This window comes from Vibrio campbellii CAIM 519 = NBRC 15631 = ATCC 25920, from assembly GCF_002163755.1.
Taxonomy (GTDB): domain Bacteria; phylum Pseudomonadota; class Gammaproteobacteria; order Enterobacterales; family Vibrionaceae; genus Vibrio; species Vibrio campbellii.
The window spans coordinates 472,150-499,102 of sequence record NZ_CP015863.1 but is presented as its reverse complement, the minus strand read 5'-3'; the positions used below and the strand labels follow the sequence as shown (position 1 = coordinate 499,102).

At 46.9% G+C, this 26,953-nt stretch carries 23 protein-coding genes and 1 tRNA gene; 12 read left to right on the top strand and 12 right to left on the bottom strand.

Annotated elements, in window-relative coordinates:
* Positions 1-31 precede the first annotated feature (31 nt).
* Positions 32-1,369: an outer membrane channel protein TolC gene (gene tolC / locus A8140_RS02475; protein ID WP_005528759.1), complete on the top strand. Its 1,338-nt coding sequence runs from the start codon at positions 32-34 to the stop codon at positions 1,367-1,369.
* 301 nt (positions 1,370-1,670) lie between these two features.
* Here the strand turns inward: tolC and hldE are convergent, their stop codons facing one another.
* The 3 genes from hldE to A8140_RS02460 form a co-directional block, all read right to left on the bottom strand.
* Positions 1,671-3,101, bottom strand: a complete 1,431-nt coding sequence (gene hldE / locus A8140_RS02470) for a bifunctional D-glycero-beta-D-manno-heptose-7-phosphate kinase/D-glycero-beta-D-manno-heptose 1-phosphate adenylyltransferase HldE (RefSeq protein WP_005528761.1) — start codon at positions 3,099-3,101, stop codon at positions 1,671-1,673.
* 77 nt (positions 3,102-3,178) lie between these two features.
* On the bottom strand, positions 3,179-6,022 hold the full coding sequence (gene glnE, locus A8140_RS02465) for a bifunctional [glutamate--ammonia ligase]-adenylyl-L-tyrosine phosphorylase/[glutamate--ammonia-ligase] adenylyltransferase (protein WP_005528763.1): 2,844 nt from the start codon (positions 6,020-6,022) through the stop codon (positions 3,179-3,181).
* A 120-nt stretch (positions 6,023-6,142) separates the two neighbouring features.
* On the bottom strand, positions 6,143-7,399 hold the full coding sequence (locus A8140_RS02460; protein ID WP_005528765.1) for a methyl-accepting chemotaxis protein: 1,257 nt from the start codon (positions 7,397-7,399) through the stop codon (positions 6,143-6,145).
* Positions 7,400-7,447: 48 nt separating this feature from the next.
* Between A8140_RS02460 and A8140_RS02455 the strand changes: the two genes are divergently transcribed.
* Positions 7,448-8,266, top strand: coding sequence for an ion transporter (locus A8140_RS02455; RefSeq protein WP_005431971.1), 819 nt, complete (start codon positions 7,448-7,450; stop codon positions 8,264-8,266).
* A 24-nt stretch (positions 8,267-8,290) separates the two neighbouring features.
* On the opposite strand, the gene A8140_RS02450 is transcribed toward A8140_RS02455, so the two are convergent.
* The gene (locus A8140_RS02450; RefSeq protein ID WP_038862664.1) at positions 8,291-9,823 is read right to left on the bottom strand and encodes a CYTH and CHAD domain-containing protein; all 1,533 of its coding nucleotides are present in this window, start codon (positions 9,821-9,823) and stop codon (positions 8,291-8,293) included.
* 205 nt (positions 9,824-10,028) lie between these two features.
* Between A8140_RS02450 and A8140_RS02445 the strand changes: the two genes are divergently transcribed.
* The 3 genes from A8140_RS02445 (at position 10,029) to A8140_RS02435 (ending at position 12,892) form a co-directional block, all read left to right on the top strand.
* Complete coding sequence (locus A8140_RS02445) at positions 10,029-10,709, top strand: TIGR00153 family protein (protein ID WP_005528767.1); 681 nt, start codon at positions 10,029-10,031, stop codon at positions 10,707-10,709.
* Positions 10,710-10,839: 130 nt separating this feature from the next.
* On the top strand, positions 10,840-12,099 hold the full coding sequence (locus tag A8140_RS02440) for an inorganic phosphate transporter (RefSeq protein WP_005528769.1): 1,260 nt from the start codon (positions 10,840-10,842) through the stop codon (positions 12,097-12,099).
* Positions 12,100-12,280: 181 nt separating this feature from the next.
* Complete coding sequence (locus tag A8140_RS02435; RefSeq protein WP_005528771.1) at positions 12,281-12,892, top strand: TIGR04211 family SH3 domain-containing protein; 612 nt, start codon at positions 12,281-12,283, stop codon at positions 12,890-12,892.
* Between the two features lie 230 nt (positions 12,893-13,122).
* Here the strand turns inward: A8140_RS02435 and A8140_RS02430 are convergent, their stop codons facing one another.
* Together A8140_RS02430 and A8140_RS02425 are read right to left on the bottom strand one after the other, a co-directional pair.
* Positions 13,123-13,845 (bottom strand): general secretion pathway protein GspB, encoded by a 723-nt coding sequence (locus A8140_RS02430; RefSeq protein ID WP_005528773.1) that lies wholly within the window; start codon positions 13,843-13,845, stop codon positions 13,123-13,125.
* The gene (locus tag A8140_RS02425) at positions 13,845-15,470 is read right to left on the bottom strand and encodes an ExeA family protein (protein ID WP_005528775.1); all 1,626 of its coding nucleotides are present in this window, start codon (positions 15,468-15,470) and stop codon (positions 13,845-13,847) included. The genes A8140_RS02430 and A8140_RS02425 overlap by 1 nt, the downstream gene beginning before the upstream one ends.
* 148 nt (positions 15,471-15,618) lie before the next feature.
* On the opposite strand from A8140_RS02425, the gene A8140_RS02420 reads away from it, so the two are divergent.
* The gene (locus A8140_RS02420) at positions 15,619-16,839 is read left to right on the top strand and encodes a multifunctional CCA addition/repair protein (protein WP_005528777.1); all 1,221 of its coding nucleotides are present in this window, start codon (positions 15,619-15,621) and stop codon (positions 16,837-16,839) included.
* 72 nt (positions 16,840-16,911) lie between these two features.
* Here the strand turns inward: A8140_RS02420 and A8140_RS02415 are convergent, their stop codons facing one another.
* From A8140_RS02415 to folB, 3 genes are read right to left on the bottom strand one after another with little or no spacing between them, the layout of a single operon-like run.
* Positions 16,912-17,715, bottom strand: coding sequence for an undecaprenyl-diphosphate phosphatase (locus tag A8140_RS02415; RefSeq protein WP_005528779.1), 804 nt, complete (start codon positions 17,713-17,715; stop codon positions 16,912-16,914).
* Positions 17,716-17,730: 15 nt separating this feature from the next.
* Positions 17,731-18,213: a 2-amino-4-hydroxy-6-hydroxymethyldihydropteridine diphosphokinase gene (gene folK / locus A8140_RS02410; RefSeq protein ID WP_005528781.1), complete on the bottom strand. Its 483-nt coding sequence runs from the start codon at positions 18,211-18,213 to the stop codon at positions 17,731-17,733.
* Positions 18,210-18,569, bottom strand: a complete 360-nt coding sequence (gene folB, locus A8140_RS02405) for a bifunctional dihydroneopterin aldolase/7,8-dihydroneopterin epimerase (RefSeq protein ID WP_005436044.1) — start codon at positions 18,567-18,569, stop codon at positions 18,210-18,212. The genes folK and folB overlap by 4 nt, the downstream gene beginning before the upstream one ends.
* A 265-nt stretch (positions 18,570-18,834) precedes the next feature.
* Between folB and plsY the strand changes: the two genes are divergently transcribed.
* Entirely contained in the window at positions 18,835-19,446 is a 612-nt protein-coding gene (plsY, locus tag A8140_RS02400; RefSeq protein ID WP_005528783.1) for a glycerol-3-phosphate 1-O-acyltransferase PlsY, read from the top strand.
* A 37-nt stretch (positions 19,447-19,483) separates the two neighbouring features.
* Here plsY and A8140_RS02395 read toward each other — a convergent pair whose 3' ends face one another.
* Together A8140_RS02395 and tsaD are read right to left on the bottom strand one after the other, a co-directional pair.
* Positions 19,484-20,299: an alpha/beta fold hydrolase gene (locus A8140_RS02395; RefSeq protein ID WP_005528785.1), complete on the bottom strand. Its 816-nt coding sequence runs from the start codon at positions 20,297-20,299 to the stop codon at positions 19,484-19,486.
* Between the two features lie 187 nt (positions 20,300-20,486).
* On the bottom strand, positions 20,487-21,503 hold the full coding sequence (tsaD, locus tag A8140_RS02390; RefSeq protein ID WP_005528787.1) for a tRNA (adenosine(37)-N6)-threonylcarbamoyltransferase complex transferase subunit TsaD: 1,017 nt from the start codon (positions 21,501-21,503) through the stop codon (positions 20,487-20,489).
* Positions 21,504-21,733: 230 nt separating this feature from the next.
* Here tsaD and rpsU point away from each other — a divergent pair, with 230 nt between their 5' ends.
* The 5 genes from rpsU (at position 21,734) to A8140_RS02365 (ending at position 26,513) form a co-directional block, all read left to right on the top strand.
* Entirely contained in the window at positions 21,734-21,949 is a 216-nt protein-coding gene (rpsU, locus tag A8140_RS02385) for a 30S ribosomal protein S21 (RefSeq protein ID WP_001145625.1), read from the top strand.
* Positions 21,950-21,977: 28 nt separating this feature from the next.
* A complete protein-coding gene (locus A8140_RS02380) occupies positions 21,978-22,421 on the top strand; it encodes a GatB/YqeY domain-containing protein (RefSeq protein ID WP_005528790.1) in 444 nt (147 codons plus the stop codon).
* 148 nt (positions 22,422-22,569) lie between these two features.
* The gene (dnaG, locus tag A8140_RS02375; protein WP_005528792.1) at positions 22,570-24,330 is read left to right on the top strand and encodes a DNA primase; all 1,761 of its coding nucleotides are present in this window, start codon (positions 22,570-22,572) and stop codon (positions 24,328-24,330) included.
* Between the two features lie 99 nt (positions 24,331-24,429).
* Positions 24,430-26,292, top strand: coding sequence for an RNA polymerase sigma factor RpoD (rpoD, locus tag A8140_RS02370; RefSeq protein ID WP_005528793.1), 1,863 nt, complete (start codon positions 24,430-24,432; stop codon positions 26,290-26,292).
* A gap of 145 nt (positions 26,293-26,437) precedes the next feature.
* Positions 26,438-26,513, top strand: a tRNA-Ile gene (locus A8140_RS02365).
* Positions 26,514-26,612: 99 nt separating this feature from the next.
* On the opposite strand, the gene A8140_RS02360 is transcribed toward A8140_RS02365, so the two are convergent.
* Positions 26,613-26,885, bottom strand: coding sequence for a hypothetical protein (locus A8140_RS02360; RefSeq protein ID WP_005528795.1), 273 nt, complete (start codon positions 26,883-26,885; stop codon positions 26,613-26,615).
* Positions 26,886-26,953: the final 68 nt, after the last annotated feature.

Sequence of the window (26,953 nt, the reverse complement as noted above, 5' to 3'; positions counted from 1 at the left end):
TTAACCAATCTATAGACCGCGGGAATAGAAAATGAAAAAACTGCTTCCACTATTTATCAGTGCAGCGCTAGGCAGTATGAGTACATCTGCATGGGCAGACTCTCTTGCTGAAATCTATGACTTAGCAAAACAAAACGACCCTCAATTGCTCAGTGTAGCAGCGCAGCGTGATCAAGCTTTTGAAGCAATCAACTCTAGCCGCAGTGCCCTACTACCACAAATCAACTTAACTGCGGGTTACGACATCGCTCGTGGTGAGACTGACTACGACAAAAACCTCCCAGTCTTCAGAGAAGACCGCGATAACGACCAAAATGTTCTTTCTGCTGGTGTTGGATTCTCGCAAGAGCTATACAACCGTGCATCTTGGATCACCCTAGATACCGCAGAGAAAACGGCTCGTCGTGCGGATGCAACATACGCCGCAACACAACAAGGTTTGATCCTTCGAGTTTCTCAAGCTTACTTTGAAGTACTACGTGCACAAGATAACTTAGTATTTGTTCGTGCAGAAAAAGCAGCGGTTGGCCGTCAGCTTGAACAAACTAAGCAACGTTTTGAAGTAGGTTTATCAGCCATCACTGACGTACACGATGCGCAAGCACAGTACGATGCAGTACTAGCCGATGAAGTATTGGCAGAAAACGATCTGATCAACAGCTACGAATCGCTACGTGAAATCACAGGCCAAGAGCACAAGAACCTAAACGTTCTGGATACAGCGCGTTTCTCTGCAAGCCGCTCTTCTGAATCAGCAGAAACATTGATTGAAGAAGCGAAGACAACCAACCTGAGTCTACTGTCTGCGCGTATCGCACAAGACATCGCTCGCGATAACATTTCGCTAGCGAGCTCTGGTCACCTACCGACGCTATCTCTAGACGGTGGTTACAACTACTCCGACACAGCAGAGAGTACAGCAGATAACACAACCGACGGCTTCAATGTTGGCGTGAACCTAGCAGTGCCGCTATACACAGGTGGTCGTACAACGTCTGAAGTGAAACAAGCAGAATACGGCTATGTGTCAGCAAGTGAAGAACTAGAGAAAGAATACCGTGGTGTTGTGAAAGAAGTGCGTGCACAGAACAACAACATCAACGCTTCTATCGGCGCACTAAAAGCGTACGAGCAATCTGTAGTGTCAGCACAATCTGCCCTTGAAGCAACAGAAGCAGGCTTCGATGTAGGTACTCGTACTATCGTTGATGTACTAGACGCAACTCGTCGTCTATACGATGCGAACAAGAACCTATCAGACGCACGTTACAACTACATCCTTGCAGGCCTACAGCTTCGTCAAGCGGTAGGTACATTGAGCGAGCAAGATATCCTAGATGTGGATGCAGGCCTTAAGCCAGCAAAATAAGCATCGATATCTAAGTAACACGCAAGACGCCAGTTGATTTTTCAACTGGCGTTTTTTGTTGGAGAAAGTAACCAAGCCAAGTGCCCTTTAGATCCCCTCCTCTTTCGAAGGGGAGGGTTCGGCAAGGGTTGCTTCTCGATCTAATTGACTGCACTGGCTTCAATCATCGAGCATTAACCCCCTCTAACTCCCCCTTGAAAAGGAGGAGGACTGGAATGCGTTTATGGTTGGGTTCACTCCTCCAAAAACAACAAAGGCCGCTCGAAAGCGACCTTTAATAATCAATTTGGCGAGAAACGAATTAGCCTTTACCGCCTTTGATGGCATTGATGATTTCACTGGTTGAGCAACCATCTTCGAAGTTCAGTACGCGCACTTCACCGCCTGCGGCAATCACTTCTTTACCACCTGCAATCTCTTCTGGTTTGTAGTCGCCGCCTTTCACTAGCAAGCTTGGCAACACTTCAGAGATCAAACGCTGCGGTGTATCTTCACTGAAAGGTACAACCCAATCTACTGCGCCAAGGCCTGCCAGTACCGCCATACGGCGATCAGTTGGGTTTACTGGACGACCAGGGCCTTTAAGGCGTTTCACTGATTCATCGGTATTGACCGCAACGATTAGGCGATCGCCCAGCTCAGCGGCATGGTTTAAGTAAGACACATGGCCCGCGTGTAGAATGTCGAAACAACCATTAGTCATTACAACCTTCTCGCCTTTCGCACGTGCTTTCTTTACTGCTTCAATCAGTGCTTGTTCTGAAATCACACCGTAGTCTGTGTCTTGGCTACCGTGAATCGCTTCTGCTAACTCAATCTCAGAAAGCGTTGATGTACCCAGTTTGCCAACCACAACACCTGCGGCTGCGTTTGCTAGTGCACACGCTTCCTCAAACGATTTACCCGCAGCAACAGAAGCAGCTAATACAGAAATAACCGTATCACCCGCACCAGTCACGTCGTACACTTCTTTCGCTTGGGTCGGCAAATGGAATGGCTCTTGGCCACGGCGAATCAAGGTCATACCGTTTTCGCTGCGTGTTACCAATAGCGCTTCAAATTCGAACTCTTCCACCAAAGCCAGTGCTTTCTCTACTAGCTCTTGGTCAGATTTCACTTTACCCACAACGTCTTCGAACTCTTTCATGTTTGGAGTAAGAAGTGTTGCTCCGCGGTAGCGTTCAAAGTCCGCACCCTTCGGGTCAATGAAGACAGGGATGTTTGCAGCGCGTGCTTTCTGAATGTAAGCCTGCACGTGTTCTAGAGAGCCTTTAGCGTAGTCAGACATGATCACTGCTTTCACACTTGGTAGTGCGGTTTCCATGCGAGACAGCACTGGCTCAGCGTCTGTGTTCTCGAACTTGTCTTCGAAGTCCAGACGAATCAATTGCTGACCACGGCTCATCACGCGAAGCTTAGTGATAGTTGGGTACTCTGGCAGCGCAACGAAATCGCATTTTACTTTTAGCGAGTTCAGTGTTTCCGTCAGTACTTTCGCTGGCTCATCCATACCCGTTAGACCAACAATGTGAGCGTGACCGCCGAGTGAAGCAATGTTCATTGCTACGTTCGCAGCACCACCCGGACGCTCTTCATTGTTTTCTACTTTCACAACAGGTACTGGCGCTTCAGGAGAAATACGTCCAGTCGGGCCATACCAGTAACGATCTAGCATGACATCGCCGATGATAAGCACACCAGCGCTGTTGTAATCAGGTAGAATTGGTTTCATTATTGGTCTCCAAAAATTAAATCACGGTGAGTTTAACACAGCCTTTTTCTAGGCTGAACCTTGTGCACGACTTCTGCTTAGGCAAACCATTGATTCCATGCTTGCTTCACCCATTCTCGCTCTGCAACAAATTTCTCTTCCGCCACATCGGCATCCAAGTTAAGCAAGTTTCGACGATGAATCTCGTCACGCATTGATGTGTATGCGCGCGTCAGTTGCATCGCTTGATCTTCTTCCATGACACCTTGTGCAATCAGGGTTTCAAAAATACGTACATTATCGCACCAGCGAATCAGCTTCGGCTTACTGTGACTGTAGTTGAGCACAAGGTATTGAGCGAGAAATTCAATATCGGTAATGCCGCCGTTATCTTGCTTAAGCATAAAACGACCGGACTTTTTTCCGCCCAAGTGGTCACGCATTTTCTCACGCATATCGACCACGTCTTTCTTTAGCGTGTCTTGGTCACGCTGTTTACACAGCACGTCATGACGCGTGTTGTGGAAGGCAATCGCCAAAGGCTCATCACCATAAATCATGCGAGCACGCACTAGGGCTTGATGCTCCCATGTCCAAGCGTCTTTATGTTGGTAGTCGTCAAACGCATCGGTTGGGCTTACCAACAAGCCCGAAGCGCCAGATGGACGTAAGCGAGTATCCACTTCGTACAGAATGCCTGATGCAGTGCGGGTCGAGAAAATATGGATGATGCGCTGTGCCAAACGAAGATAGAACTGGCGACCATCGATTTCTTTCTTACCATCGGTGTAAACGTTCACTGGGCAATCGTGCATGAACACGATATCCAGGTCTGAGTTATAACCCAGCTCCCAACCACCAACTTTCCCGTAACCAATCACGGCGAAACCTTTACCTTCACGATCTTTCACATGGGTTGGTTCGCCATATTTTTCCGACACTTGTAACCAAGCTTGGTTCACTACCGCTTCGACAATCGCTTCTGCCAAGTAGGTTAAGTGGTCACTCACTTTCATCACAGGAAGTACGCCAGCGATGTCTGCAGCAGCAATGCGGAGGATACAGATCTGCTTGAACTGGCGCAGCGCTTCCATTTGCTGCTCCATATCATCTTCAGGAATACGAGCAAGGAAATCACGTAGCTCTGTTCGGTAGCTATCGAGTGGAATTGGGTTGTACAGATGTTGAGGATCGATCAACTCATCGAGCAGAATTGGGTAACGCGATAACTGCTCTGAAATCATTGGGCTAGCGGTACATAGGCGAACCAATTGCACTAACGCAGCCGGATGTTCATCCAACAGCTCAAGGTACGTTGTTCGTGTACAGATGTTATGCAGCAAATGCAAAACTCGCGGCAAGCCAAACTGCGCATCTGGGTGGGAAAATACTGCATCGAAGACTTTTGGCATTAGCTTGGTCAACACTTCTCGCCCACGTGGCCCAAGCGTCTTCTTCGCCAAATCTGCTTTGAACTGCATGATGGTTTTCGCCAAGTGTTCTGGGTTCTCAGCTTTGATGTCCTCTTGTAGAACGTGTTCAAGCACGTCTTGTTTAGTCGCCATATCCCACAACTCATGGAAATGACGAGCGACGGCTTCCGCTTCGTCCTCTTCATCATCACCAATCAAACTTTCAAACACCTTGTGCACATTTGCCATGTGCTGTTGCGTTTGAGCAATGAGCGCCTCCCAACTATCAAAGCGCATCGCAGTAGCAAGTTTTAGCTGCTCGTCTGCACAATCAGGCAAGGTTTGCGTTTGCTTGTCTGCCATCGCTTGCAACAGATTTTCTAACTGGCGCAGGTACTTATAAGCCGCTTCAAGGTTATCGACCTCTGGTTGAGTCAACTGACCTAGCTCACCAATAGCATTCAAAGTCTCTAGTAGGCCACGACCACGTAAAGATGGCTCGCGACCACCACGAATTAACTGGAACACTTGAGCGATAAACTCAATCTCACGAATGCCGCCCGCGCCCAGTTTGATGTTGTTACTCAAACCACGACGGCGCACTTCACTGCTGATCATGGATTTCATGCGGCGCAGGGATTGAATCGCACTGAAGTCGATATAACGGCGGAAAACAAACGGACGCAGCATCTGGCGCAACTCTTGATATTGCGGATACATCTCGCTGCCCATCACGCGCGCTTTGATCATCGCGTAGCGTTCCCAATCCCTTCCCTGTTCTTGGTAATAGTCTTCGAGTGCCGCATAGCTCATCACCAACGGGCCACTTTCACCGAACGGACGCAAACGCATGTCCACGCGGTAACAGAAGCCATCAAAGGTTTGCTGGTCGAGTGCTTTAATGATGCGCTGACCCAAACGGGTAAAGAACTGCGCGTTGGCAATGCTGCGGCGCGCACCTTGGGTCTCACCGTTTTCTGGATAAGTGAAAATCAGGTCGATATCAGAAGAGAAGTTCAGCTCACCGCCACCAAGCTTGCCCATGCCGATGATCAGCATAGTTTGCGCTTCACCTTCCGCATTGGTTGGCGTGCCCCACTCGTTGCAGCAAATCTTGTACTGCCATTGGTAAGTTTCGAAGATCATCGCCTCAGCCAATTGAGACAAATGACTGAGCGACTCTTCTAATGTCCAAGTATGAGTGAAGTCTTTCCACGCAATGTAGGCCATCTCGCGGTTGCGGAACTGGCGCAGAACACGATGGCCAGCCATTTCATCTTGGCATTCAGCTAAGAGCTCAGCCAAGCGTGCACGATACGCTTGTTGTCGACTGCTTTCTGACAGCATAGAGGGCAAATCTTGCGCGAGCTTCTCATCACGATGAATCGCTTCGGTAATGAACTTGCTAAGGCCAGAGACAAAACGAAACTGCTCGGCAATCTCACTTGGCCATTGTTGAAAATATCCCGCTTGCTCGGCGTTTTGAACCGCAGAATCCGCGACAGAAATCAGTGACGAAGGCAGCTGCATTTTTCTTCCTTGTATGAAAAGCACTGTGGTTTGAGAGGTATACACTCTTTTATACCAGAGTTGGTATAAATAAAAACGCCCACAAAAGGTTTGTGGGCGTTTTATCAAAGCTTACTGAAACTAGACTTCAAAAGATTTAATCTTCTTATCTAGCTCTTCGGCATTGTTTTGCATCATCTCAGAAGTTTCCAATAACTCGGTAACAACCACTACCGATGCTTCTACTAACTCACGGACGTTTGTTAGGTTCTGGCTCATTTCTTCTGCGACGCTACTTTGCTGACCTGACGCCGTTGCAATCTGGAAGTTCATGTCGTTGATTTGCGTCACTTGACCAACAATACCGTCAAGCTCGCTGCCCGCATTCGAAACAAGTTCTACACCTTCAGCCGCCTCAACCACACTCTTCTCCATCAACTCAACCGCTGAGGTTGCGCTTGATTGAAGCTGGGTGATCATCTCTTGAATTTCCACTGTCGCTTGCTGAGTGCGTTGTGCAAGGTTACGAACTTCATCTGCAACCACCGCAAAACCACGACCTGCTTCACCCGCTCGCGCTGCTTCAATTGCGGCATTTAGAGCGAGCAAGTTAGTTTGCTCAGAAATACCTTGGATGGTGCCAACTACGCTGCCGATGGCATCAACACGTTCTTCTACTTGGTTAACGGCACTTGCCGAAGAAACGATATCCGATGATAGTTCGCTCATCTTAGACACAGTTTTCTGTAGGAATTGCTGACCTGTCACCGCTTGTGTTGAAGCTTGCTCAGTTAAGCTCGAGGCGGTTTGAGCATGGCCCGCAACCGTTTGAACCGTCGAGGACATCTCGCTCATAGCTGTTGCAAGTTGATCGATCTCATTGAACTCTTCTTGCGCTGACTCTTTGGTTTCCGACATGCTGAGTGTCATTACTTCTGTCAGTGTCGCCAGTTCATCAGAGGCGTTGATCTGCATTTGAATCACATCGTGCAACTGACGACGTGTTTTCTCTAGCTCGCGTGCTACGTCACCGTATTCGTCTTTACAATCCATACCGAAAGGCACAGATAGGTTTTTACTCGCCATTAGCTTGATCGCATCATTCAAGTACTGCGTTTGACGCAGCATTACGCGTGCCGCCGCCAGCAACAGCACGACAAAAACAACGATCAATAATGCCGTTTGCCATGCAACTTGAGTGAGATAAGCTTCATAATGTTGTTGGGCAACTTTCTCATTCTGTGTCGCCGCAAGTAATGAGTTGTAGAACGTATTAGCGTCCCAAAGTTGTTTTGCCACAATCACGATGGTACTGAATACCATCAACATGACCATTTTCGGAACGAGCTTGATGTCGGATATCACCCTTTCCCACGGCTTAAATGCCAGCTTTTCCATTGTCAGTTCTCCACTGAGTCTTATATAGTCTTTGTATTACTTATAGTTATGCGCGCACTTGGCTCTGGTTGCGCGATTTATTTCGAGCTTCGTATGAAAAACTATGATATCAAAGACAGCACTAAACCGATGGGGTTGCTATCACTAATCTTGTCCTTCATGGCGCTATTTGTGATCTCTGGCCTGTTGTTTTTCCCGCTTGATCACGAAACCCGACAAGTACTTATCGGTCTGGATTTTATAATCTGTAGTATTTTTCTACTTCAGCTCATCGTAGATTTGATCCGAGCCGCAGATCGTTGGTCATTTCTCAAACATCACTGGATCGATTTTGTGGCGAGCATCCCAATGATCGAGCCATTGCGCTACGCACGCTTATTTCACATCTTGCGTGTCATCTTGGTCTTACGCTCTTCTAAATTCATTCTTTTCCAGCTCAAGCAAAACCGTCGTGAAACCACATTAGCCTCAATCTTGTTGTTGATGGTAGTGCTCATTACGCTTGGTTCGAGCGCGATGCTATTTATCGAAGGACAAAACCCCGAGGCAAACATTCAGACGGGTACGGACGCTTTGTGGTGGGCTTTTGTCACCATATCAACCGTAGGTTATGGCGATCATTATCCAGTCACGACGGCTGGCAAATTGTTAGCGGTGCTGATCATCATTTGTGGCGTGGGTATCTTCGGTATGATTTCAGGTTTGATTACATCGATTCTCACAGCACCAACTCGCCAGCAAGACAACCGTTCAAAGAATAAAGAGAAACTGTTGGAACAGGTGTTGGATAGGCAGGAACAGATCTTAAATCGATTGCAATCGATCGAAGATGAACTGCATGAGCAAAAACAACAGACAAAAAAATAGGACCTTGTGGTCCTATTTTCGTTTTTATTCTTGCCAGTAGGGTTCGACTTCAACACTGATGGCTCGAGTCTGATCCATCGCATGCAGAATGGAACGCTCTTGGCGATGTAACCAACGCTCAAGTTGCTCTTGCTCTTCCCCTTCTAACATGCCAACTAATGGCAACAGATGGTTAAGCATCAGTAGGTCATCAATGCCGTGCACTAAATCCGCCCACGGTAGACGGAAGCTGGTACGCTCCTCGGCATCGTACAAACTCGCAAAACCAATACCTGTGTAAAGGTTACGCAGCAAGCGGTAACGTTGATCCACGTACTCTTGTGCTGATAAGTCGCGCTCGGCAGGGAAGGCTTCCATCAGCTCAGCCCAAGTGCGATCCAATTGCTTCACAGAGAAGGCTTGGATGTTGCTCGACATCTTTTCGCGCGCTTTATCATCAAGGAATGGCTGCCAACCGCGCGTTAAGATCCAACGGCTCAAATCCAGCAGTAAACTGGTGTAACGTGCCGAACTCAGTAGTTCTAGCACTGCTTCGCGACTTGGGAGCTCACCTAATTGTTGAGTCAGCTCAGACACTAAGAACTTACGTGCATCAAGCTTACGCAGCACGTTGCCTTTATCATCCAGCAGCTCTTCCAAGTGCGCGTGTTCATCCAGCCACTCTAGCTCTTCTTCGAGCCACTTCATTTCTTGGCGCAAAATAGCACTTGCTCGGCGCGGCACCATACTGCCAAAAATTGTGAAAGTTTGGCGGATAAAGCGAATCGCATTGACGATTTCACGTAGTGATTCAACACAATCACGCTCAGCGTAGATTTGCTCGTGGTAGTGCCAATGCGATAACGCATGCTCTAGTGAATTAATTAGGCAGTATTCAACGGTGTCGTTTTTCGTGCTGTCCACTAATGCTAGTGGTTTGACTTCATCACCAGCGTAGCCACTTGCTAAACGGTAGCCTTTAGCCGCTTTGCTTAAGTTACCCAGACGCATACCGCCAGCGTCACACAAGCTGCGAGCCAGCGTGAACAGCGCTTCTGTTTGACCAGATTTCAGCTCTAGCTCAACTTCACAGATAGGGTCTTGTCTCTCTTCGCCATCTTCACCTTGGGCAATCACAGCACCTTGGTCAAATGCGACTTCAATTTGGCTGCCATCAGGCATACCAATCAGCCACTGTTCGCGAGTAAAGTTAGTAGAGAATAGAGGCGTCAGCTCCGCTTGCAGTGTTGCGACATCTTTACCTGTTGGCCAGATGTCAGAAGGTTGAAGCGTGAGGTCTGGCTCATTACTGGTGTGCTCAGCGTTGTATTCTGGTCTTTGATGAAGGCCCGCAACAACGCGTCCTGCTGTTTTTACGGTTTGGACAAAAACATCATCAAAACGGCGAATTCTTAAACCAATGTCGTGCTTTCTTAACCATTTATCAGCGGTATCAAAGTAAGTGTTACCTAACTCACGACTACTGTGCTGAAGTACTTTTGTTTCGGAAATTTTAGCTCTTAAAGTTTCTGAAAATTCAGGAGAAACAAAAAACTTCAGTTCTATCTCGGTTTCCATAGCTATACCTTTCAAAGCAGATAGAAACAGGATATTGCCTAATTTCTCACACGGCAAGAAAGAAATATCGCCCGAATGATGATCTAAAACAGTTTTAATGAGCGATTTAATGCGTTAACATGCGCGCCTTTATAGCCATCGTTCAACATTTCGCCAAGAAATGGTGTATGTTTTTTTAAGGTTATAGTTATTAGGTTGAATGACCATGCCAGTAAATACAATTATGGGGTTATTTGCAAAGTCCCCAATTAAGCCTTTGCAGCGCCACGTTGTGTGTGTCAACGAATGTTGTTCACACCTGGTTAAGTTCTTTGAAGTTTCTTCAAAAGGTGACTGGGAAAAAGCAGCTGAAATCCGTGCTCAAATTTCTCACCTAGAGAAAGAAGCGGACGTGCTGAAACGTGAAATCCGTCTAAAACTGCCTCGCGGTTTGTTTATGCCAGTCGATCGTACTGACATGCTTGAACTTCTGACTCAACAAGACAAGCTCGCTAACCTGTCAAAAGACATTGCTGGCCGTGTATATGGTCGTCAACTTGTCATTCCTGAGGCTCTCCAACCAAACTTCCTCGCATACGTTCAACGTTGTCTTGATGCGGCTGATCAGGCGCAAAAAGTTATCAACGAACTTGATGAACTCCTAGAGACCGGCTTCAAAGGCCGTGAAGTAACGCTCGTTGCTGAAATGATTCATCAGTTGGACGTAATTGAAGATGACACCGATGCAATGCAGATTGAACTTCGCCAACAACTTATGGCGATTGAAGCTGACATGAATCCTATCGATGTCATGTTCTTGTACAAGATTCTTGAATGGGTAGGTGGCATTGCCGACCAAGCGCAGCGCGTAGGTGCTCGTTTGGAAGTCATGCTATCTCGATCTTAAAACATAAGTTAACGACATAACGAAGAGCATTACTAACGCGAGTCAGATGGACGATGACTATTTTCACCGTCTTATGGGCTGATGCGCGCAAAATTTTGCTCCGCTTGTTATAAAACAACTAGGTATTACGATGGATATCCTTGCGAACTACGGCACTGTCCTGATTATTGTTGCAGCGATTTTTGGTTTCATGATGGCGATTGGTATTGGCGCGAACGACGTTGCTAATGCTATGGGTACATCTGTTGGCTCAAAAGCGCTTACCGTTAAACAAGCGATCATTATTGCAATGATCTTTGAATTTGCGGGTGCATATCTTGCAGGCGGTGAAGTAACCGACACTATCCGTAAAGGTGTTATCGAAACATCTCTATTTGCTAGCCAACCTGACATTCTCGTCTACGGCATGATGTCAGCGCTTCTTGCGGCTGGTACTTGGCTTCTACTTGCTTCTTACATGGGCTGGCCTGTATCAACGACTCACTCAATCATCGGTGCAATCATCGGTTTTGCGTGTGTGTCTGTGGGTACAGAAGCAGTTGACTGGAGCAGTGTTCAAGGGATTGTCGGTAGCTGGATTATTACTCCGGTTATCTCAGGCTTCTTTGCTTACGTTATCTTTGTCAGCGCACAGCGTCTGATCTTTGATACTGAGAACCCACTATTCAACGCGAAACGATTCGTTCCAGTGTACATGTTCATCACGACTATGGTGATTGCACTTGTAACGATTAAGAAAGGTCTGAAACATGTTGGCCTTCACCTAAGTAATGGTGAAGCGTGGATGTGGGCAGCAATCGTCTCTGCTGCAGTAATGGCAGGCGGTTACTTCTACATTCAGAAGAAATTCGCGAACCGCGAAGAAGACCACAGCTTTGCTGGCGTAGAAGGCATCTTCAGCGTACTAATGGTTATCACAGCGTGTGCAATGGCATTCGCACACGGTTCAAACGACGTAGCTAACGCGATCGGTCCACTGTCTGCCGTTGTTTCAACAGTTGAACACATGGGTGAAGTTACAGCGAAAAGCACAATCGCATGGTGGATTCTTCCTCTGGGTGGTTTTGGTATCGTAGTTGGTCTAGCAACGCTAGGTCATAAAGTAATGGCTACCGTTGGTACTGGTATTACTGAACTAACACCAAGCCGTGGCTTTGCAGCTCAGCTAGCAACAGCATGTACGGTAGTTCTAGCATCAGGTACTGGTCTACCTATCTCTACTACTCAAACTCTAGTAGGTGCGGTTCTAGGTGTAGGTTTCGCTCGCGGTATCGCAGCACTTAACCTAGGCGTGGTTCGTAACATCGTTGCATCTTGGATCGTTACGCTACCAGCAGGCGCACTATTGGCAGTAGTATTCTTCTACGGCATCCAAGCGATGTTCTCGTAAGAGTAAGCACCGTCAATACAATGTAAGCGCTTTGTCATTATTGACTCAAACGCACAGAAAGGGAGGCTTTGCCTCCCTTCTTTGTTGCACCGAAGTTTGAAACTGCATAATATTCGTCTATTTCCGGCTCCAATAATTCGGTGCCAAAGCTGTATCCAAGAAAATCGTTAAGGGATTTACTGTGAAAAAACTAATCATCACGGTTTTGTTTACTTTGCTAGCAGCGCCAGCGGCACTAGCGGCAGACCGTTATATTTCTGATGACCTATTCACTTTTATGCACTCTGGTCCAAACAACACTTACCGCATTATGGGCAGTGTTAACGCAGGCTCTAAAGTACAACTTCTTCAAACAAACAAAGACACGGGTTACACACAAATCCGTGACGCTCGTGGCCGTACAGGCTGGGTGCAAAGCAAGTTTGTTACGAACCAAGAAAGCATGGCAATTCGCCTTCCTCGCGTAGAGAAAGAGCTGAAAGAAGTGAAAGAGCAACTAGCAAACGCACGCCAGAACTCAGACACCGAAAAAGCGGGTCTAGTGACATCACTAGAAACGCGCAACCAACAGATTTCTGACCTAGAGAAGAAATACTCTGAAATCAGCGACCAGCTTACTTCTGTTGAAACAGAAAACCGCGAACTTCGCGCGAAGCTAGACACGCAAAAAGATGACATGCTACTGAAGTACTTCACTTACGGTGGTGGTGTTGCAGGTCTTGGCCTGCTATTTGGTTTGGTACTGCCACACCTGATTCCTCGCAGAAAGAAATCGCCAGCAGGTTGGGCATAATAGCTCCCAATTGAATCGATAAAGAAAAGCCAGTCGTACTCGACTGGCTTTTTTGTGGGTTTGGTTCAACGATGCTCTGTGATGTTCGCTCTCTAAGCCCGTCTAATGCGTTGCTCCCCTTCTCGTGGGCACAATTATAATCGATAAGCCAATCCAAGTTGGGGCTACAAAAAAGCCAGCAGCATAAGCTCACTGGCTAATTGGATTTGGAATAGAATCAAGCGGGATTATTACCCTTTCCACTCATACAGCGCAGGTATGCGGATTTGTTCCCCTTGGAATTCGACGATCACTGCTTGCGGTTGGATCTCTTTTAGTGTGACTTGTCCATCAACCACATCACCTTGATGGTATTCGACGTTGTTAATCTTCACCCAACGACGGTTTGCATCACTTGAATACATGTGCGTCTGTAAGTTCAGTGCTGGCAAGCGACCATGCCACTGGCGAGCTTCACGCTCCAGATCACCAACAGATGAAGAGCTATTCAGTGACGGTTGATCATTGTTTGATAAAGCACTTTCAACTTTCAGCGCCAAATCTGGCGACAACGAGGACAAATCGAGATCATCGAGCGATAAACCAAGGTCATCATGACTCTGCATGCTCGGGCTGGTTTTCACCGTTTGTTGTGAAGGTTCTAAAAGATCCTGCTCCCCAGGAATTGCGTTGTTAGCCGCATAGTTTTGATCGACAAAAGTACCGTAATCTTGCGATAGCTCAGCGGTAGGCCACTCTCGTTCCAACTGCGCCAATTGTGGTTCGTCTGGATAATTCAAACTTTCAAACTTTGCTTTCACCGTTGGCGTTACTGGCTTAGCTAGCGCTTGTGCTTTCTCTACGACCACGGATTCAGGCGCCTCTTGAGCAAACAGATCCAAGTACCAAGCTGCTCCAACCGCAGTAACACTGATTGGTAACAGGAAGAGTCCAACATGCTTCATGACTGACATTATGCGTCCTCCTCATTTATCTGTTTTAGCTGTGGAGCATCAATTTGAACGCTCTGCTGCAAACGTTCTAAGGTGTGTTTACCTGCAATGCCATCAACACCAATTCCTTGCCAACGCTGGAACAACTCGACCCGCTCTTTCAGTGCGCCATCGTAAATGTCACTGCCAAGCGGTTGCTCGTTCACGGCTTGTGCTAATAACTGGTCAAGCACGTCAATCGCAGGTCCTTCCATATCTAAGCGCAGAGTATCTTTAAGCGGCGCTTGCCAAAGTTCGATGATGTTGCCTTGCCATAACGGCTTGAGCCATGACACAGGCAAACGAAGGCGTTGGCTACCGTTGAGTACTTCGACTTTGTTATCACCAATCGCGTAAAGAATCACATAGCCCACTTGGCCTTGGTAGTTGAGCTCTAAAATCACCGGACGGTTTTGTTGTACCAGCAATGGCCATGTCGCCATTTTACGTTCACAACGCATGGTCGATTGAGGCTCCGATAAACACAAGTTGTCACGTACCGAAGCTCGATACCCCCAAAGCTTGTAAAGCTCGTTCACCGCTAGATTCGATTGAGTCTGCTCTAGCAACATATTGCGCTGTTCATTCGTCAATTGATCATTAACCACAGGCGCAACGGCTTGTAGTGCCGTTACTTGAGCGACCTGAACTGGCTGAGTGCTTGCGGCCAGCTTTAAAGGCATTTGTTGCATGACAGCCCAACCAATACCAACAGCGGCACAAACACCGATTGCTGCCGAGCCCCAAGTCGGCCACTCAAAACTGCGGCGAACAGGTTTGTCTTGTTGGTAAATCTCGGCTTGGAACTGCATCACCTCTTCACACGCTTGATGCACGGTTTGCTTATCCACCGTCAAATTGCCTTTGTGATAACTCATGTTCAGTGATTTATCACAAATCAGGTTAATCAAGCGTGGAATACCGTGGCTGTATTTGGCAATCAACTTAGTCGAACTGCGGTCAAACAGCTGTTTATCGCCACCAGCAGTATGCAAACGGAAAGTGATGTAGTCTGCGGTTTCTTTGTCATCCAGTGGCAGTAAGTGGTAACGACCGGTAATACGCTGAGCAAGCTGACGCAGTTGTGTGGTTTGCAATAAACGCTGTAATTCTGGCTGACCAACCAACAACACTTTGAGCAGCTTACGTGTATCCGTTTCTAAGTTAGTTAACAGGCGTAATTGCTCAAGCACATCTGCTGCCAAGTGCTGAGCTTCATCAATCACCAACAGGGTTGTCCAACCCGATTTATGATTGCGCAGCAGGTAATCATGAATCGCTTGGTTAAGCTGTTTGAGTGTCGCATCTTGAGGGTAAGTGACTTTGAATTCGTCACAGATGGCTTCGAGCAGATCTCGGCTCGAAAACGTTGGGTTTAGAATCAACCCAGCTTTGGTGTTCTCATCCAAATTCGCCAGCATGGCTTTTGCGACCGTGGTTTTACCTGTCCCCACCTCGCCAGTTAGCATGGCAAAACCACCACCATCACCTAACCCTGCTTGGAGATGTGTGATCGCCTCCTTATGACGTTGGCTCAGATACAGATAACGCGAGTTTGGAACAATCGAAAATGGCAGTTCAACAAACCCGAAAAAGTCCTTATACATTAGGATCTCCAGCTAAAACCCACCCGCAATCAAATCGGGATATTCCTTATTAGACTTAAACAAAGCGCTAAGTTCTTTTAGATGTGAAGAAAAGTACCATTGCTTGCTACAATGTCCAACGTCATATCCATAAATTAAGAGGTAATCCGTGCAAGTTTATTTAGTTGGTGGTGCAGTTCGAGATCATTTGCTCGGAATAGACAGTTATGACAAAGATTGGGTGGTCGTCGGCTCGACACCAGAAATGATGCAAAGCCAAGGCTACACTGCTGTCGGGAAAGACTTTCCTGTGTTTCTTCATCCCAAGACTAAAGAAGAGCACGCCCTTGCACGAACCGAAAGAAAATCTGGCGCGGGTTACACTGGCTTTGAATGTTTCTTTGATCAAAGCGTCACGCTAGAAGAAGACCTCATCCGTCGCGACCTCACTATCAACGCCATGGCGATGGATGAAGATGGCAACTTATATGACCCTTATGGCGGCCAAAAAGATATTGATGCAAAAGTACTGCGTCATGTCTCGCAGGCTTTTATTGAAGACCCTTTGCGTGTTTTACGTGTTGCTCGCTTCGCGGCTAAGTTAGCGCACTTAGGTTTTAGTGTCGCAGAGGAAACCATGCAGCTGATGCGCGATATGGCCGAATCCGGCGAGCTAAGCACGCTAACGCCAGAACGCGTTTGGCAAGAATGGCATAAGTCGCTTTCTACCTCTCGCCCCGACGTGTTTTTATCCGTTTTAAGAGATTGCGGTGCATTAGCCGTTGTCTTGCCAGAAATTGATGCGCTGTTTGGTGTACCTCAGCCAGAGAAATGGCATCCAGAGATCGATACGGGCATCCACACCTTAATGGTCGCGCAGCAAGCTGCGAAGCTCAGCGATTCACTGCCAGTACGCTTTGCAGCGCAAGTGCATGATTTGGGTAAAGGTGTAACGCCAGAAAGCGAATGGCCAAGTCATAAAATGCATTGCCACACAGGTTTAAAACTTATCAAGAAGCTGTGCGATCGCGTACGAGTGCCAAATGAGTTCCGTGACTTAGCATTAATGGTTTGCGAGCAACACTCTAACATCCACCGAGCAGCCGAGCTTAAACCACAAACCATCATCAAAGTCCTCAACAAGTTTGATGTGTGGCGCAAGGCTGAGCGTCTGCAAAATATCTTAATTTGCTGCCAAGCCGATCATGCTGGCCGAAAGGGGCTAGAAGACCAACCGTACCCGCAAGCAGAACTGTTTATGCGCGCTTATCAAGCCGCGGCATCGGTTGATGTGCAAGCCATTATTAAAGACGGTTTCAAAGGCCCTGCAATCCGTGATGAACAAGAGAAACGTCGTGCAGAAGCAGTTAAAGTTGCATTAGGTAAGTAAATTACTCAAAAGAAAAGAGAGACAAACAAAAACGCCCGCTTAACCAAGCGGGCGTTTCCATTCGGATTGGGTTTAAGCCATTAGCAAGAACGAAAACAGGCCGAAACCTAGAATCAGGCGGTAAATTACGAATGGTGTCATGCCCATACGTGAAATCATCTTCAAGAAGAAGTGAATACAGATGTAAGCACTGATAAATGACGTCACAATTCCCGTTAGTAGGAAGCCAATGTGTACTGGTTCACCGCTTGTCACCAACTTCATACCTAGGTAGCCACCCGCTAAGGTAATGATTGGGATAGACATTAGGAATGAGAAACGCGCGGCCGCTTCACGAGTGAAGCCTAGGTAAAGAGCAGCAGTAATTGTTGCACCAGAGCGTGACGTACCAGGAATCATCGCCAACGCTTGAGCAATACCAATGAACAAGGCTTTCTTCCAGCCAGTTTGGTACTCATCCGCCACTAGCTCTGCATTCTTATCTACCCACCAAAGCAGCAGACCAAAGATGATCGTGGTGGTTGCAATCACGTAAGCACTGCGCAGGTAAACTTCGATGATGTCTTTCATCAGTAGGCCAAATACACACGCTGGGATCGTTGCAATCACGATCATCCACGCCAGTTTAGCTTCTTTGCTGCGATCACCTTTAAAGATCGAGGCGAACAGTGCTTGGAAAAGCGTGATCACTTCTTGACGGAAATAGATCACCACCGCCATTAGCGTACCAACGTGAACGGCAACATCAAATGCCAAGCCTTGGTCTTCCCAACCAAGAATGGCTGAAGGCAGGATCAAGTGAGCAGAGCTGGAAATTGGCAAAAACTCTGTCAGACCCTGAATCAGAGCCAGAATAAAGGCTTCAAAGTAACTCATGTAAACAACTCAAGATTAAAGTGAAAAGGAAACTGGTTTGAGTGAATCGACGGGCTGCATCGCCTGCCAAATATCTGCGATTGTTCTGCCATCGCCGGGGATCACCAATTGAGGTTCGAGATCATACAGGGGCTTTGTTACAAAAGGATATTTGTAGATATCACTGCGAGGTAGCTCAGGTTTTTGCTGCGAAATACACTCACCGAACAAGACTATATCGAGATCTAAGGTTCGATCCTGATACTTTTGCGCGTTTTCTTCACGCCCCCACTGAAATTCAATCTTGCGTAAGCGGTGACTCAACTCTTCGAGTGACAACTCCGTGAAGAAACTAATCACGAAGTTGTAGAAATTTTGACTGCTAAAGCCAATAGGCTCGCATTCATATATCGGCGAAACACACAGATCGCAGCCAAGCTTTTGCAGCTCTTGATAAGCCACAAGTGCGTGGTGCTCTCTTTCAATATTGGTGCCTACGCCGATATACGTTTTGATCATGCTTGGCCTCGCTCAATCACAACGCCCACCGCGCGTGCTTGAGGAACCGCACCTGGTTTCGCTAAGCGAATTTTGACCCAAGGCACAGAGAAGCGCTGCATGATAAGCTCTGCAACTTCTTCTGCAACGCGTTCAACCAACAAAAAGCGACCATTTTCGATGTGGTTTAACACCGCTTCGCTCACTTGTGAGTAATCCAACGCGTCTTGAACATCATCACTCTTACCCGCCGGCTTGTTGTCGTGCGCCATTTCGATATCCAGAACCAGCTTCTGCTTAATTTGCTGTTCCCAATCGTAAACGCCGATGGTGGTGATTACTTCTAACTGTTCAATAAAAACTTTATCCAGAGCCATCTTATGTCCTTCTATTTCAGAGGTCGGATACCCGATTTGGGCAATTTGATCGTACTATTCTATACCCAAGTAACCTATAGAGACCTTTAAGCGCGTCAATTGGCGGTAAAAGTCACTTGGGTATAAACTGCGAAGACTCTTTATATACAAGAAATCCCATAATGCAAGCTCTATCGCAGAGAGTATTTTTGCTCACCGCCGAATCGCGGTATGATAGCAACTACTCAGGAACTGAGCATTAAATTCCAATCCATCAAGGACTTCTATGGACGCACTGGCACTGATAATGACAATGGCCGCCTATTTGCTGGGTTCGATCTCCAGTGCGGTGCTGATTTGTCGTTTATTAAGGTTGCCAGACCCGCGTAAAGTGGGGTCCAATAACCCAGGTGCAACCAATGTGTTACGCATCGGCGGAAAAGGCGCGGCGGTCGCAGTATTGCTCTGCGATATGCTCAAAGGCACCATACCTGTTTGGGGCGGTTACTTCCTTGGTATCGACCCTATCATACTTGGCGTCATCGCTATTGCAGCCTGTCTTGGTCATATGTATCCGATCTTCTTCCATTTTAAAGGTGGAAAAGGTGTAGCAACGGCACTTGGCGCAATTGCCCCTATCGGTTTGGATTTAACAGGGTTGGTGATGCTAACTTGGTTGTCGGTCGCGGTGCTATTTCGCTACTCTTCTTTGGCTGCATTAGTGACGGTCTTAGTTACCCCGTTTTATACGTGGATGTTCAAACCCCAATACACTCTGCCCGTTGCCATGCTGTGCTGCTTGATTGTATTTAAGCATCACCAAAATATCCGCCGTTTATTGTCTGGCGAAGAGCCTAAAATTGGCGAAAAGAAACTGATAGAAAAAAACTCGGCTTGATGCCGAGTTTTTTAGTTTTAAGCTTTCGAACGCAGAACTATGCGTGCACTTTGTTTAGAAAGTCTAACAGCATTTGATTGACGAACTCTGGCTGCTCTAGCGAACTAATGTGGCCTGCTTCAGGGATCTCCACCAACTCACTGCCAGTAATACAGTCATTCATTAAGTAAGATTCAAATACTGGACGTGGCTTATCCTCACGACCAACCGCAATCAACGTTGGCAATGCAAACATTTCAGAATCTTCAATCACATCACGGCGGCCAAACACCATACGACCAACACGGGCGACTTCGGCTGCACGCTCACCTTGCAATGCTTCAAGGCTTTGCTTGAATGATGCAACCAATACCGGATTCACTTGCTCTGCATTATTAGCAAAGAATAGCGGCGTTACAGCTTCAACAATCGGTGCCGGAACAGCTTGCACTTGGCTGATGGTATCTAACATTGCGAAATACTTTTTATGCGTCACTTCAGGTTCTAGACCGATGAATGTATCCATCAGAACCAATGACTTCACACGTTGAGGTGCTTGAGAAGTCAGCTCAGCCCCCCACATACCGCCGACAGACAAGCCAACAATAGAGAACTGCTCGATCTCCAGATGATCCATCAACGCCAACATGTGCTGTGCGTAATCCACCAAAGATCGTGTTGAAGCGGGTGCAGCATCCGACTCACCGTGTGCCCAAAGGTCTGGCACGATACAGCGGTAAGATTGGCTCAACACTTCAATTTGTGGTGCCCACATTTGGCAATCCCAAAGGTAGCTGTGACCAAACAGAAGCACAGGGCCTTCACCCTTATCTAAGTAAGCAAGTTGCTGGCCTTCAATTTCAAACTTGTTCATTGTTATATCCATCTATTATTTTTGAGAACCATCCTATCACTGAAACGATATAAAACTGCTCGCATCAGTCAGGCTCTTACCATCAATTACACAAAGCCTTTCAATTAGATATCTAAAAATAAAGGCCTCTGATGAGCAGAGACCTTTATCTTCGTAAATCTATTTCAAACCTTCAGCGAAAGTTTGATTACGCGATTGGTGTTAGTTGATCGATCGGCCAACGTGGGCGAGCTTCAACTGACATATCAGCCACTTCACCGTTCTTCAAACGTTGCATACCTGCGTAAGCGATCATCGCACCGTTATCGGTACAAAACTCAGTGCGTGGGTAGTAAACTTCGCCGCCAACTTTCTTCGCCAGCTTCTCAAGCTCTGCACGCAGACGGCGGTTCGCACTTACACCACCAGCAATAACAATGCGTTTCATACCCGTTTGCTCAAGTGCGCGCTTACATTTGATAGCCAGCGTACCACATACCGCTTCTTCGAATGCTAAAGCGATATCTGCACGTGTTTGCTCATCGTCACCGTTAGCAGCAATCGTGTTGGCCGTAAAGGTTTTTAGACCAGAGAAACTCATGTCCAAGCCTGGTACATTCGTCATTGGACGTGGGAATTTAAAGCGACCCGGTGTGCCTTTTTCAGCCAGCTTAGAAAGCAGCGGACCACCTGGGTAATCTAAGCCCATTAGCTTCGCCGTCTTATCGAATGCCTCACCCGCCGCATCGTCAATTGATTCGCCTAGGATTTTGTACTCGCCGATGCCTTTTACTTCCACCATCATTGAGTGACCACCCGATACCAATACCGCCACAAATGGGAACGGTGGTGGGTTATCTTCTAGCATAGGCGCCAGTAGGTGACCTTCCATATGGTGAACAGGCACCGCTGGTACACCCCAAGCGTAAGCAATACTGCGACCGATGGTAGCACCAACAAGGAGTGCGCCCACCAAACCTGGACCTGCCGTGTATGCTACACCGTCAATGTCTTTAGAAGTCAGATTTGCTTCTTTCAGTGCCTCTTTAATAAGAGGGATGGTTTTCTTAACATGGTCACGTGAAGCCAACTCAGGCACTACGCCGCCGTAATCTGCGTGAAGTTTTACTTGGCTGTAAAGCTTGTGTGATAGCAGACCTTTTTCATCGTCATAAATCGCGATGCCAGTCTCGTCACAAGAGGTTTCAATACCAATAATGCGCATGGTTTTCTCAGTATGCTTTCTATGTAGAGGAAATTTGGGCGTCATATTACCCTGCCTTGGTGCTTCAAACAAATTTTGTACAGACAATAAGCGATAAAAGGCTTTACAAAGCTGTGTTGATCGGATTAAAATTCCGCACCATTTTTGATCAAGCTGGTAACTGACCAAACAATTGTGGTTTGGTTCATTAAATTCCAGCGTTAACGAATAACCCCTGAGGTGAAAGGCATATGCCAGTAGTTAAAGTACGTGAAAACGAACCGTTCGACGTTGCTCTACGTCGTTTCAAGCGCTCTTGCGAAAAAGCAGGTATCCTTTCTGAAGTGCGTCGTCGTGAGCACTACGAAAAACCAACTACAGTTCGCAAACGCGCTAAGGCAGCAGCTCAAAAGCGTCACGCTAAGAAGCTAGCTCGCGAAAACGCTCGTCGCGTTCGCCTGTACTAATAACTGAGCTCCGGAAAGGAATTTAGTTATGGCTCTGATTGATAAACTCAAAGAAGAGCAAAAATTAGCGATGAAAGCCAAGGACAAATTGCGCCTTGGTACTATTCGTTTAGCTCTATCAGCAGTTAAGCAGCGTGAAGTTGACGAACAGATTATTCTGGGCGATGACGACATCCTTGCTGTACTGACCAAGATGGTTAAACAACGTCGCGACTCTGTATCGCAATTTGAAGCAGCAGGTCGTCAAGATCTTGCTGATGCGGAACAAGCTGAAATTACCGTTCTTGAGGACTTTATGCCTCAACCACTGACAGACGAAGAAGTTGCTGCTCTTATCGAGAACGCAATTGCTGAATCTGGCGCAGCTGGCATGCAAGACATGGGCAAAGTAATGGGCGTTCTGAAACCGCAAATTCAAGGGCGTGCAGATATGGGTAAAGTGAGCGGTTTAGTTCGCGCTAAATTGGCTTAATACCCCACCCAATTGCAGCAAGCCGTGCTATCCTTTGGAACGCACGGCTTGTTTGTATCTGGCAGAATGGAATAACAAAAAGCCTCACATATGCTTTTCTTTTTAGCCCATTCACACCAATCATGATTTTCTTTTTTTGTTAGGTTTTATGGCTGGACACATCCCTCGCAGTTTTATTGATGACCTCCTGGCTCGACTCGATATTGTCGATATCATCGACGCACGCGTGAAACTTAAGAAAAAAGGCAAAAACTACGGTGCTTGCTGCCCTTTCCATAACGAAAAGACCCCTTCATTCAGCGTCAGCCAAGAGAAACAGTTTTACCACTGTTTTGGTTGCGGCGTTCACGGCAATGCCATCGACTTCATCATGGAGTTCGAACGGTTAGAGTTTGTCGAGGCCATTGAAGAACTGGCGTCTTACCTCGGTTTGGATGTACCGCGTGAACAACGCAGTGGCGGCGGTGGACAGTTTAATTCTGGTCTTCAAGCAAGCAGCAGTGAAAAACGCAATCTGTACGATTTCATGGGCAGCATTGCTCAGTTCTATCGTAACCAACTCAAACAGCCAGCCAGCAAGGTGGCGATTGAGTACCTGAAAGATCGCGGTCTATCTGGCGAAATCGTCCAGAAGTTTGGGATCGGCTACGTAGCTGATGAATGGGACTTAGTCCGTAAAAACTTCGGCCAGAATAAGGACAACCAAGACATGCTGGTAACTGGTGGCATGTTGATTGAAAACGATAAAGGCAACCGCTATGACCGCTTCCGTGGTCGTATCATGTTCCCGATTCGTGACCGTCGTGGTCGAGTCATCGGCTTTGGTGGCCGTGTACTTGGTGATGGCACACCGAAATACCTCAACTCACCAGAGACGCCTATCTTCCATAAAGGTAAAGAACTTTACGGCCTTTATGAAGTTTTGCAGGCATATCGTGAACCGCCACGAGTTTTGGTCGTTGAAGGCTATATGGATGTGGTGGCTTTAGCGCAATATGGCGTAGATTACTCTGTCGCATCATTGGGCACATCCACCACGGGTGACCATATTCAAATGCTGTTCCGTCAAACCAACACGGTAGTGTGTTGTTACGATGGTGACCGCGCAGGTAAAGACGCCGCATGGCGCGCGCTCGAGAATGCACTTCAGTACCTAAAAACGGGTAACACGCTGAAGTTCTTATTCTTACCTGATGGCGAAGATCCAGACAGCTACGTTCGTAAATATGGCAAACAAGCCTTCGAACAACAAATTGAACAAGCGACACCGCTTTCGAGCTATCTGTTTGATAACTTGATTGAATTGCACCAAATCAACTTGGGCAACAATGAAGGCAAATCCGCACTACGCGCCTACGCGAGTGCGTTGATCGACAAGATACCTGATCCCTACTTTCAGGAATTACTCGAAAAGCTGCTTGATGAACGTACGGGCTTTGATAACCGCTTACGCCAACCGCGTAAAAAGACGAGTGAAACTCGACCTCAGCCGCACAAAGAGATCAAACGAACTCCTATGCGCGAGGTAATCGCTCTACTTATTCAAAATCCGAGCTATGCTCAAATGGTACCTGATTTGTCTTCGGTAAGAGAATTATCAATACCGGGACTAAGTTTATTTGTTGATGTACTTGATAAATGCCAGGCACATCCCCATATAAACACAGGCCAATTATTAGAGCATTGGCGAAATAGCCAAAATGAGACCCTTCTGTCTCGTCTAGCGAGCTGGGACATTCCCCTCGATGAAGACAACCAAGAAGAAATATTTTTAGACTCACTGGATAAAATTATTGCCCAGTGCGTAGAAAAGCAAATTGAAAACCTGCAGGCCAAAGCAAGAAGTGTCGGTTTATCAGCCGAAGAGAAAAGGGAGCTGCTAGCTTTGATGCTAGATTTAAAAGCGTAACCCTGTTTAATTAGTCAGCAACAATTTAATTTGTTATAGTAAGTGGTTTGCATTTCGCATACTGATTCCTTCACCAGATTACGAAGTTGGATACCGTCTATGGATCAAAATCCGCAGTCACAGCTAAAGTTACTTGTTATTAAAGGCAAGGAACAAGGCTATCTGACCTACGCCGAAGTAAATGACCACCTGCCTGCTGAAATCGTAGATTCAGAACAGGTAGAAGACATCATTCAGATGATCAACGATATGGGTATCAAGGTAGTAGAAACTGCCCCTGATGCCGATGATCTAGCACTGAACGATGACACAAACATTACCGATGAAGATGCAGCTGAAGCTGCAGCAGCAGCACTTTCTAGCGTAGAAAGTGAAATTGGTCGTACAACAGACCCAGTGCGCATGTACATGCGTGAAATGGGTACTGTGGAGCTGCTGACTCGCGAAGGCGAAATCGACATCGCAAAACGTATTGAAGAAGGTATTAACCAAGTTCAATCGTCTGTTGCTGAATACCCTGGCACTATCCCATACATTCTTGAGCAGTTTGATAAAGTTCAAGCAGAAGAACTTCGTCTAACAGACCTAATCTCTGGATTTGTTGACCCTGATGCAGACGATACAGCTGCACCAACAGCAACGCACATCGGTTCTGAGCTGACTGAATCTCAGCTAGAAGAAGAAGATGAAGAAGACGTTGATGACGACGAAGAAAGCGATGACGATTCAGATGATTCTGAAGAAGATGTTGGTATTGACCCAGAGCTAGCGCTTGAGAAATTCAACCAGCTACGCAGTACGTACCAAAACCTTCAGCTTGCAATCAACGAACACGGTTACGAGAGCCCTAAAGCGACCGTAGCTAACGAGTTGATGCTAGACGTATTCAAAGAATTCCGTCTAACGCCAAAACAGTTCGATCACCTAGTGAATGAACTGCGCACAGCAATGGATCGCGTTCGTACTCAAGAACGTCTGATCATGAAGTCTGCCGTTGAATACGGCAAAATGCCGAAGAAATCATTCATCGCGCTGTTCACAGGCAACGAATCAAGCGAAGCATGGCTAGATGAGATCCTAGCATCTGACAAGCCATACGCTGAAAAGATCAAACGTAACGAAGAAGAAATCCGTCGTTCAATCGCTAAACTAAAAATGATTGAAGAAGAGACTTCTCTAAACGTTCAAAACATTAAAGACATCAGCCGTCGCATGTCTATCGGTGAAGCAAAAGCTCGCCGTGCGAAGAAAGAGATGGTTGAAGCGAACTTACGTCTAGTAATTTCTATCGCGAAGAAATACACCAACCGTGGTCTACAGTTCTTGGATCTAATCCAAGAAGGTAACATCGGTCTGATGAAAGCGGTAGATAAGTTCGAATACCGTCGTGGTTACAAGTTCTCGACTTACGCAACGTGGTGGATCCGTCAGGCAATCACTCGTTCAATCGCGGACCAAGCACGTACAATTCGTATCCCGGTACACATGATCGAAACGATCAACAAGCTAAACCGTATCTCTCGTCAAATGCTGCAAGAGATGGGGCGTGAGCCATTACCGGAAGAACTGGCAGAGCGTATGCAAATGCCAGAAGACAAGATTCGTAAAGTACTGAAAATCGCTAAAGAGCCAATCTCTATGGAGACACCAATTGGTGACGACGAAGATTCGCATCTAGGTGATTTCATCGAAGATACTACGCTAGAACTACCGTTAGATTCTGCAACTGCGACAAGCCTGAAAATGGCAACGAAAGACGTACTTGCAGGCCTAACGCCACGTGAAGCAAAAGTTCTTCGTATGCGCTTTGGTATCGACATGAACACTGACCACACTCTAGAAGAAGTTGGTAAGCAGTTCGACGTTACTCGTGAACGTATCCGTCAGATCGAAGCGAAAGCACTACGTAAACTTCGTCACCCAAGCCGCTCAGAAACACTGCGCAGCTTCCTAGACGAGTAATCGCGGCGATTAAAAACGAAAAAAGGTGACCGAGTGTCACCTTTTTTATTATCTGTGAAGCTAAGTGAATAAAAACTAAGCGCAATTACCCTACCTAGTGGCTAGACACCTCGTAAAGCTTCCCCTATAATCGTTGACCTATTAAGGCCCCTTAGCTCAGTGGTTAGAGCAGTCGACTCATAATCGATTGGTCCGCAGTTCAAGTCTGCGAGGGGCCACCAAATTCAGAAGGCTCGTAGAGAAATCTACGGGCCTTTGTTGTATCTGGAAGATAGAGATTCCATCCAGTCCCCCCACCTTACTCTTATTCAGGGATCTGCCTACGAGCGCTCCAACTCCAGCTTATTAGCTTGGTACTCTTCTGTTGCCGCAACGAGGTCTGGGCGATTAATCACTTTCCACAAGAAATAAGGTGGGATAAGAAATGCGACGAAGTAAAACGACTCATGGAAGAAGATGTGTGCGATGTCTTCTTGATGCTCGCATAGTGCTGCAAGGGCGCAGAAATCCAATAAGATGCTCAAAGCCCCGAACACCACAGAGACCACGATGGTCAAACCCAGTAACTCTCTGAGGTAATGTTTAAATGCCATTCTAGTAATTCCTTCTAGCTAATCAGTGAGGTCAAAATTACGCCTCTCACTCCTTATCCGAATTGACT

What these genes read in the sequence shown, in the direction of transcription:
- tolC (WP_005528759.1), top strand. Translation starts at nt 32, where the DNA reads ATGAAAAAACTGCTTCCACTATTTATCAGTGCAGCGCTAGGCAGTATG.
- hldE (WP_005528761.1), bottom strand. Translation starts at nt 3,101, where the DNA reads ATGAAACCAATTCTACCTGATTACAACAGCGCTGGTGTGCTTATCATC.
- glnE (WP_005528763.1), bottom strand. Translation starts at nt 6,022, where the DNA reads ATGCAGCTGCCTTCGTCACTGATTTCTGTCGCGGATTCTGCGGTTCAA.
- A8140_RS02460 (WP_005528765.1), bottom strand. Translation starts at nt 7,399, where the DNA reads ATGGAAAAGCTGGCATTTAAGCCGTGGGAAAGGGTGATATCCGACATC.
- A8140_RS02455 (WP_005431971.1), top strand. Translation starts at nt 7,448, where the DNA reads ATGCGCGCACTTGGCTCTGGTTGCGCGATTTATTTCGAGCTTCGTATG.
- A8140_RS02450 (WP_038862664.1), bottom strand. Translation starts at nt 9,823, where the DNA reads ATGGAAACCGAGATAGAACTGAAGTTTTTTGTTTCTCCTGAATTTTCA.
- A8140_RS02445 (WP_005528767.1), top strand. Translation starts at nt 10,029, where the DNA reads ATGCCAGTAAATACAATTATGGGGTTATTTGCAAAGTCCCCAATTAAG.
- A8140_RS02440 (WP_005528769.1), top strand. Translation starts at nt 10,840, where the DNA reads ATGGATATCCTTGCGAACTACGGCACTGTCCTGATTATTGTTGCAGCG.
- A8140_RS02430 (WP_005528773.1), bottom strand. Translation starts at nt 13,845, where the DNA reads ATGTCAGTCATGAAGCATGTTGGACTCTTCCTGTTACCAATCAGTGTT.
- A8140_RS02425 (WP_005528775.1), bottom strand. Translation starts at nt 15,470, where the DNA reads ATGTATAAGGACTTTTTCGGGTTTGTTGAACTGCCATTTTCGATTGTT.
- A8140_RS02415 (WP_005528779.1), bottom strand. Translation starts at nt 17,715, where the DNA reads ATGAGTTACTTTGAAGCCTTTATTCTGGCTCTGATTCAGGGTCTGACA.
- folK (WP_005528781.1), bottom strand. Translation starts at nt 18,213, where the DNA reads ATGATCAAAACGTATATCGGCGTAGGCACCAATATTGAAAGAGAGCAC.
- folB (WP_005436044.1), bottom strand. Translation starts at nt 18,569, where the DNA reads ATGGCTCTGGATAAAGTTTTTATTGAACAGTTAGAAGTAATCACCACC.
- plsY (WP_005528783.1), top strand. Translation starts at nt 18,835, where the DNA reads ATGGACGCACTGGCACTGATAATGACAATGGCCGCCTATTTGCTGGGT.
- A8140_RS02395 (WP_005528785.1), bottom strand. Translation starts at nt 20,299, where the DNA reads ATGAACAAGTTTGAAATTGAAGGCCAGCAACTTGCTTACTTAGATAAG.
- tsaD (WP_005528787.1), bottom strand. Translation starts at nt 21,503, where the DNA reads ATGCGCATTATTGGTATTGAAACCTCTTGTGACGAGACTGGCATCGCG.
- rpsU (WP_001145625.1), top strand. Translation starts at nt 21,734, where the DNA reads ATGCCAGTAGTTAAAGTACGTGAAAACGAACCGTTCGACGTTGCTCTA.
- A8140_RS02380 (WP_005528790.1), top strand. Translation starts at nt 21,978, where the DNA reads ATGGCTCTGATTGATAAACTCAAAGAAGAGCAAAAATTAGCGATGAAA.
- dnaG (WP_005528792.1), top strand. Translation starts at nt 22,570, where the DNA reads ATGGCTGGACACATCCCTCGCAGTTTTATTGATGACCTCCTGGCTCGA.
- rpoD (WP_005528793.1), top strand. Translation starts at nt 24,430, where the DNA reads ATGGATCAAAATCCGCAGTCACAGCTAAAGTTACTTGTTATTAAAGGC.
- A8140_RS02360 (WP_005528795.1), bottom strand. Translation starts at nt 26,885, where the DNA reads ATGGCATTTAAACATTACCTCAGAGAGTTACTGGGTTTGACCATCGTG.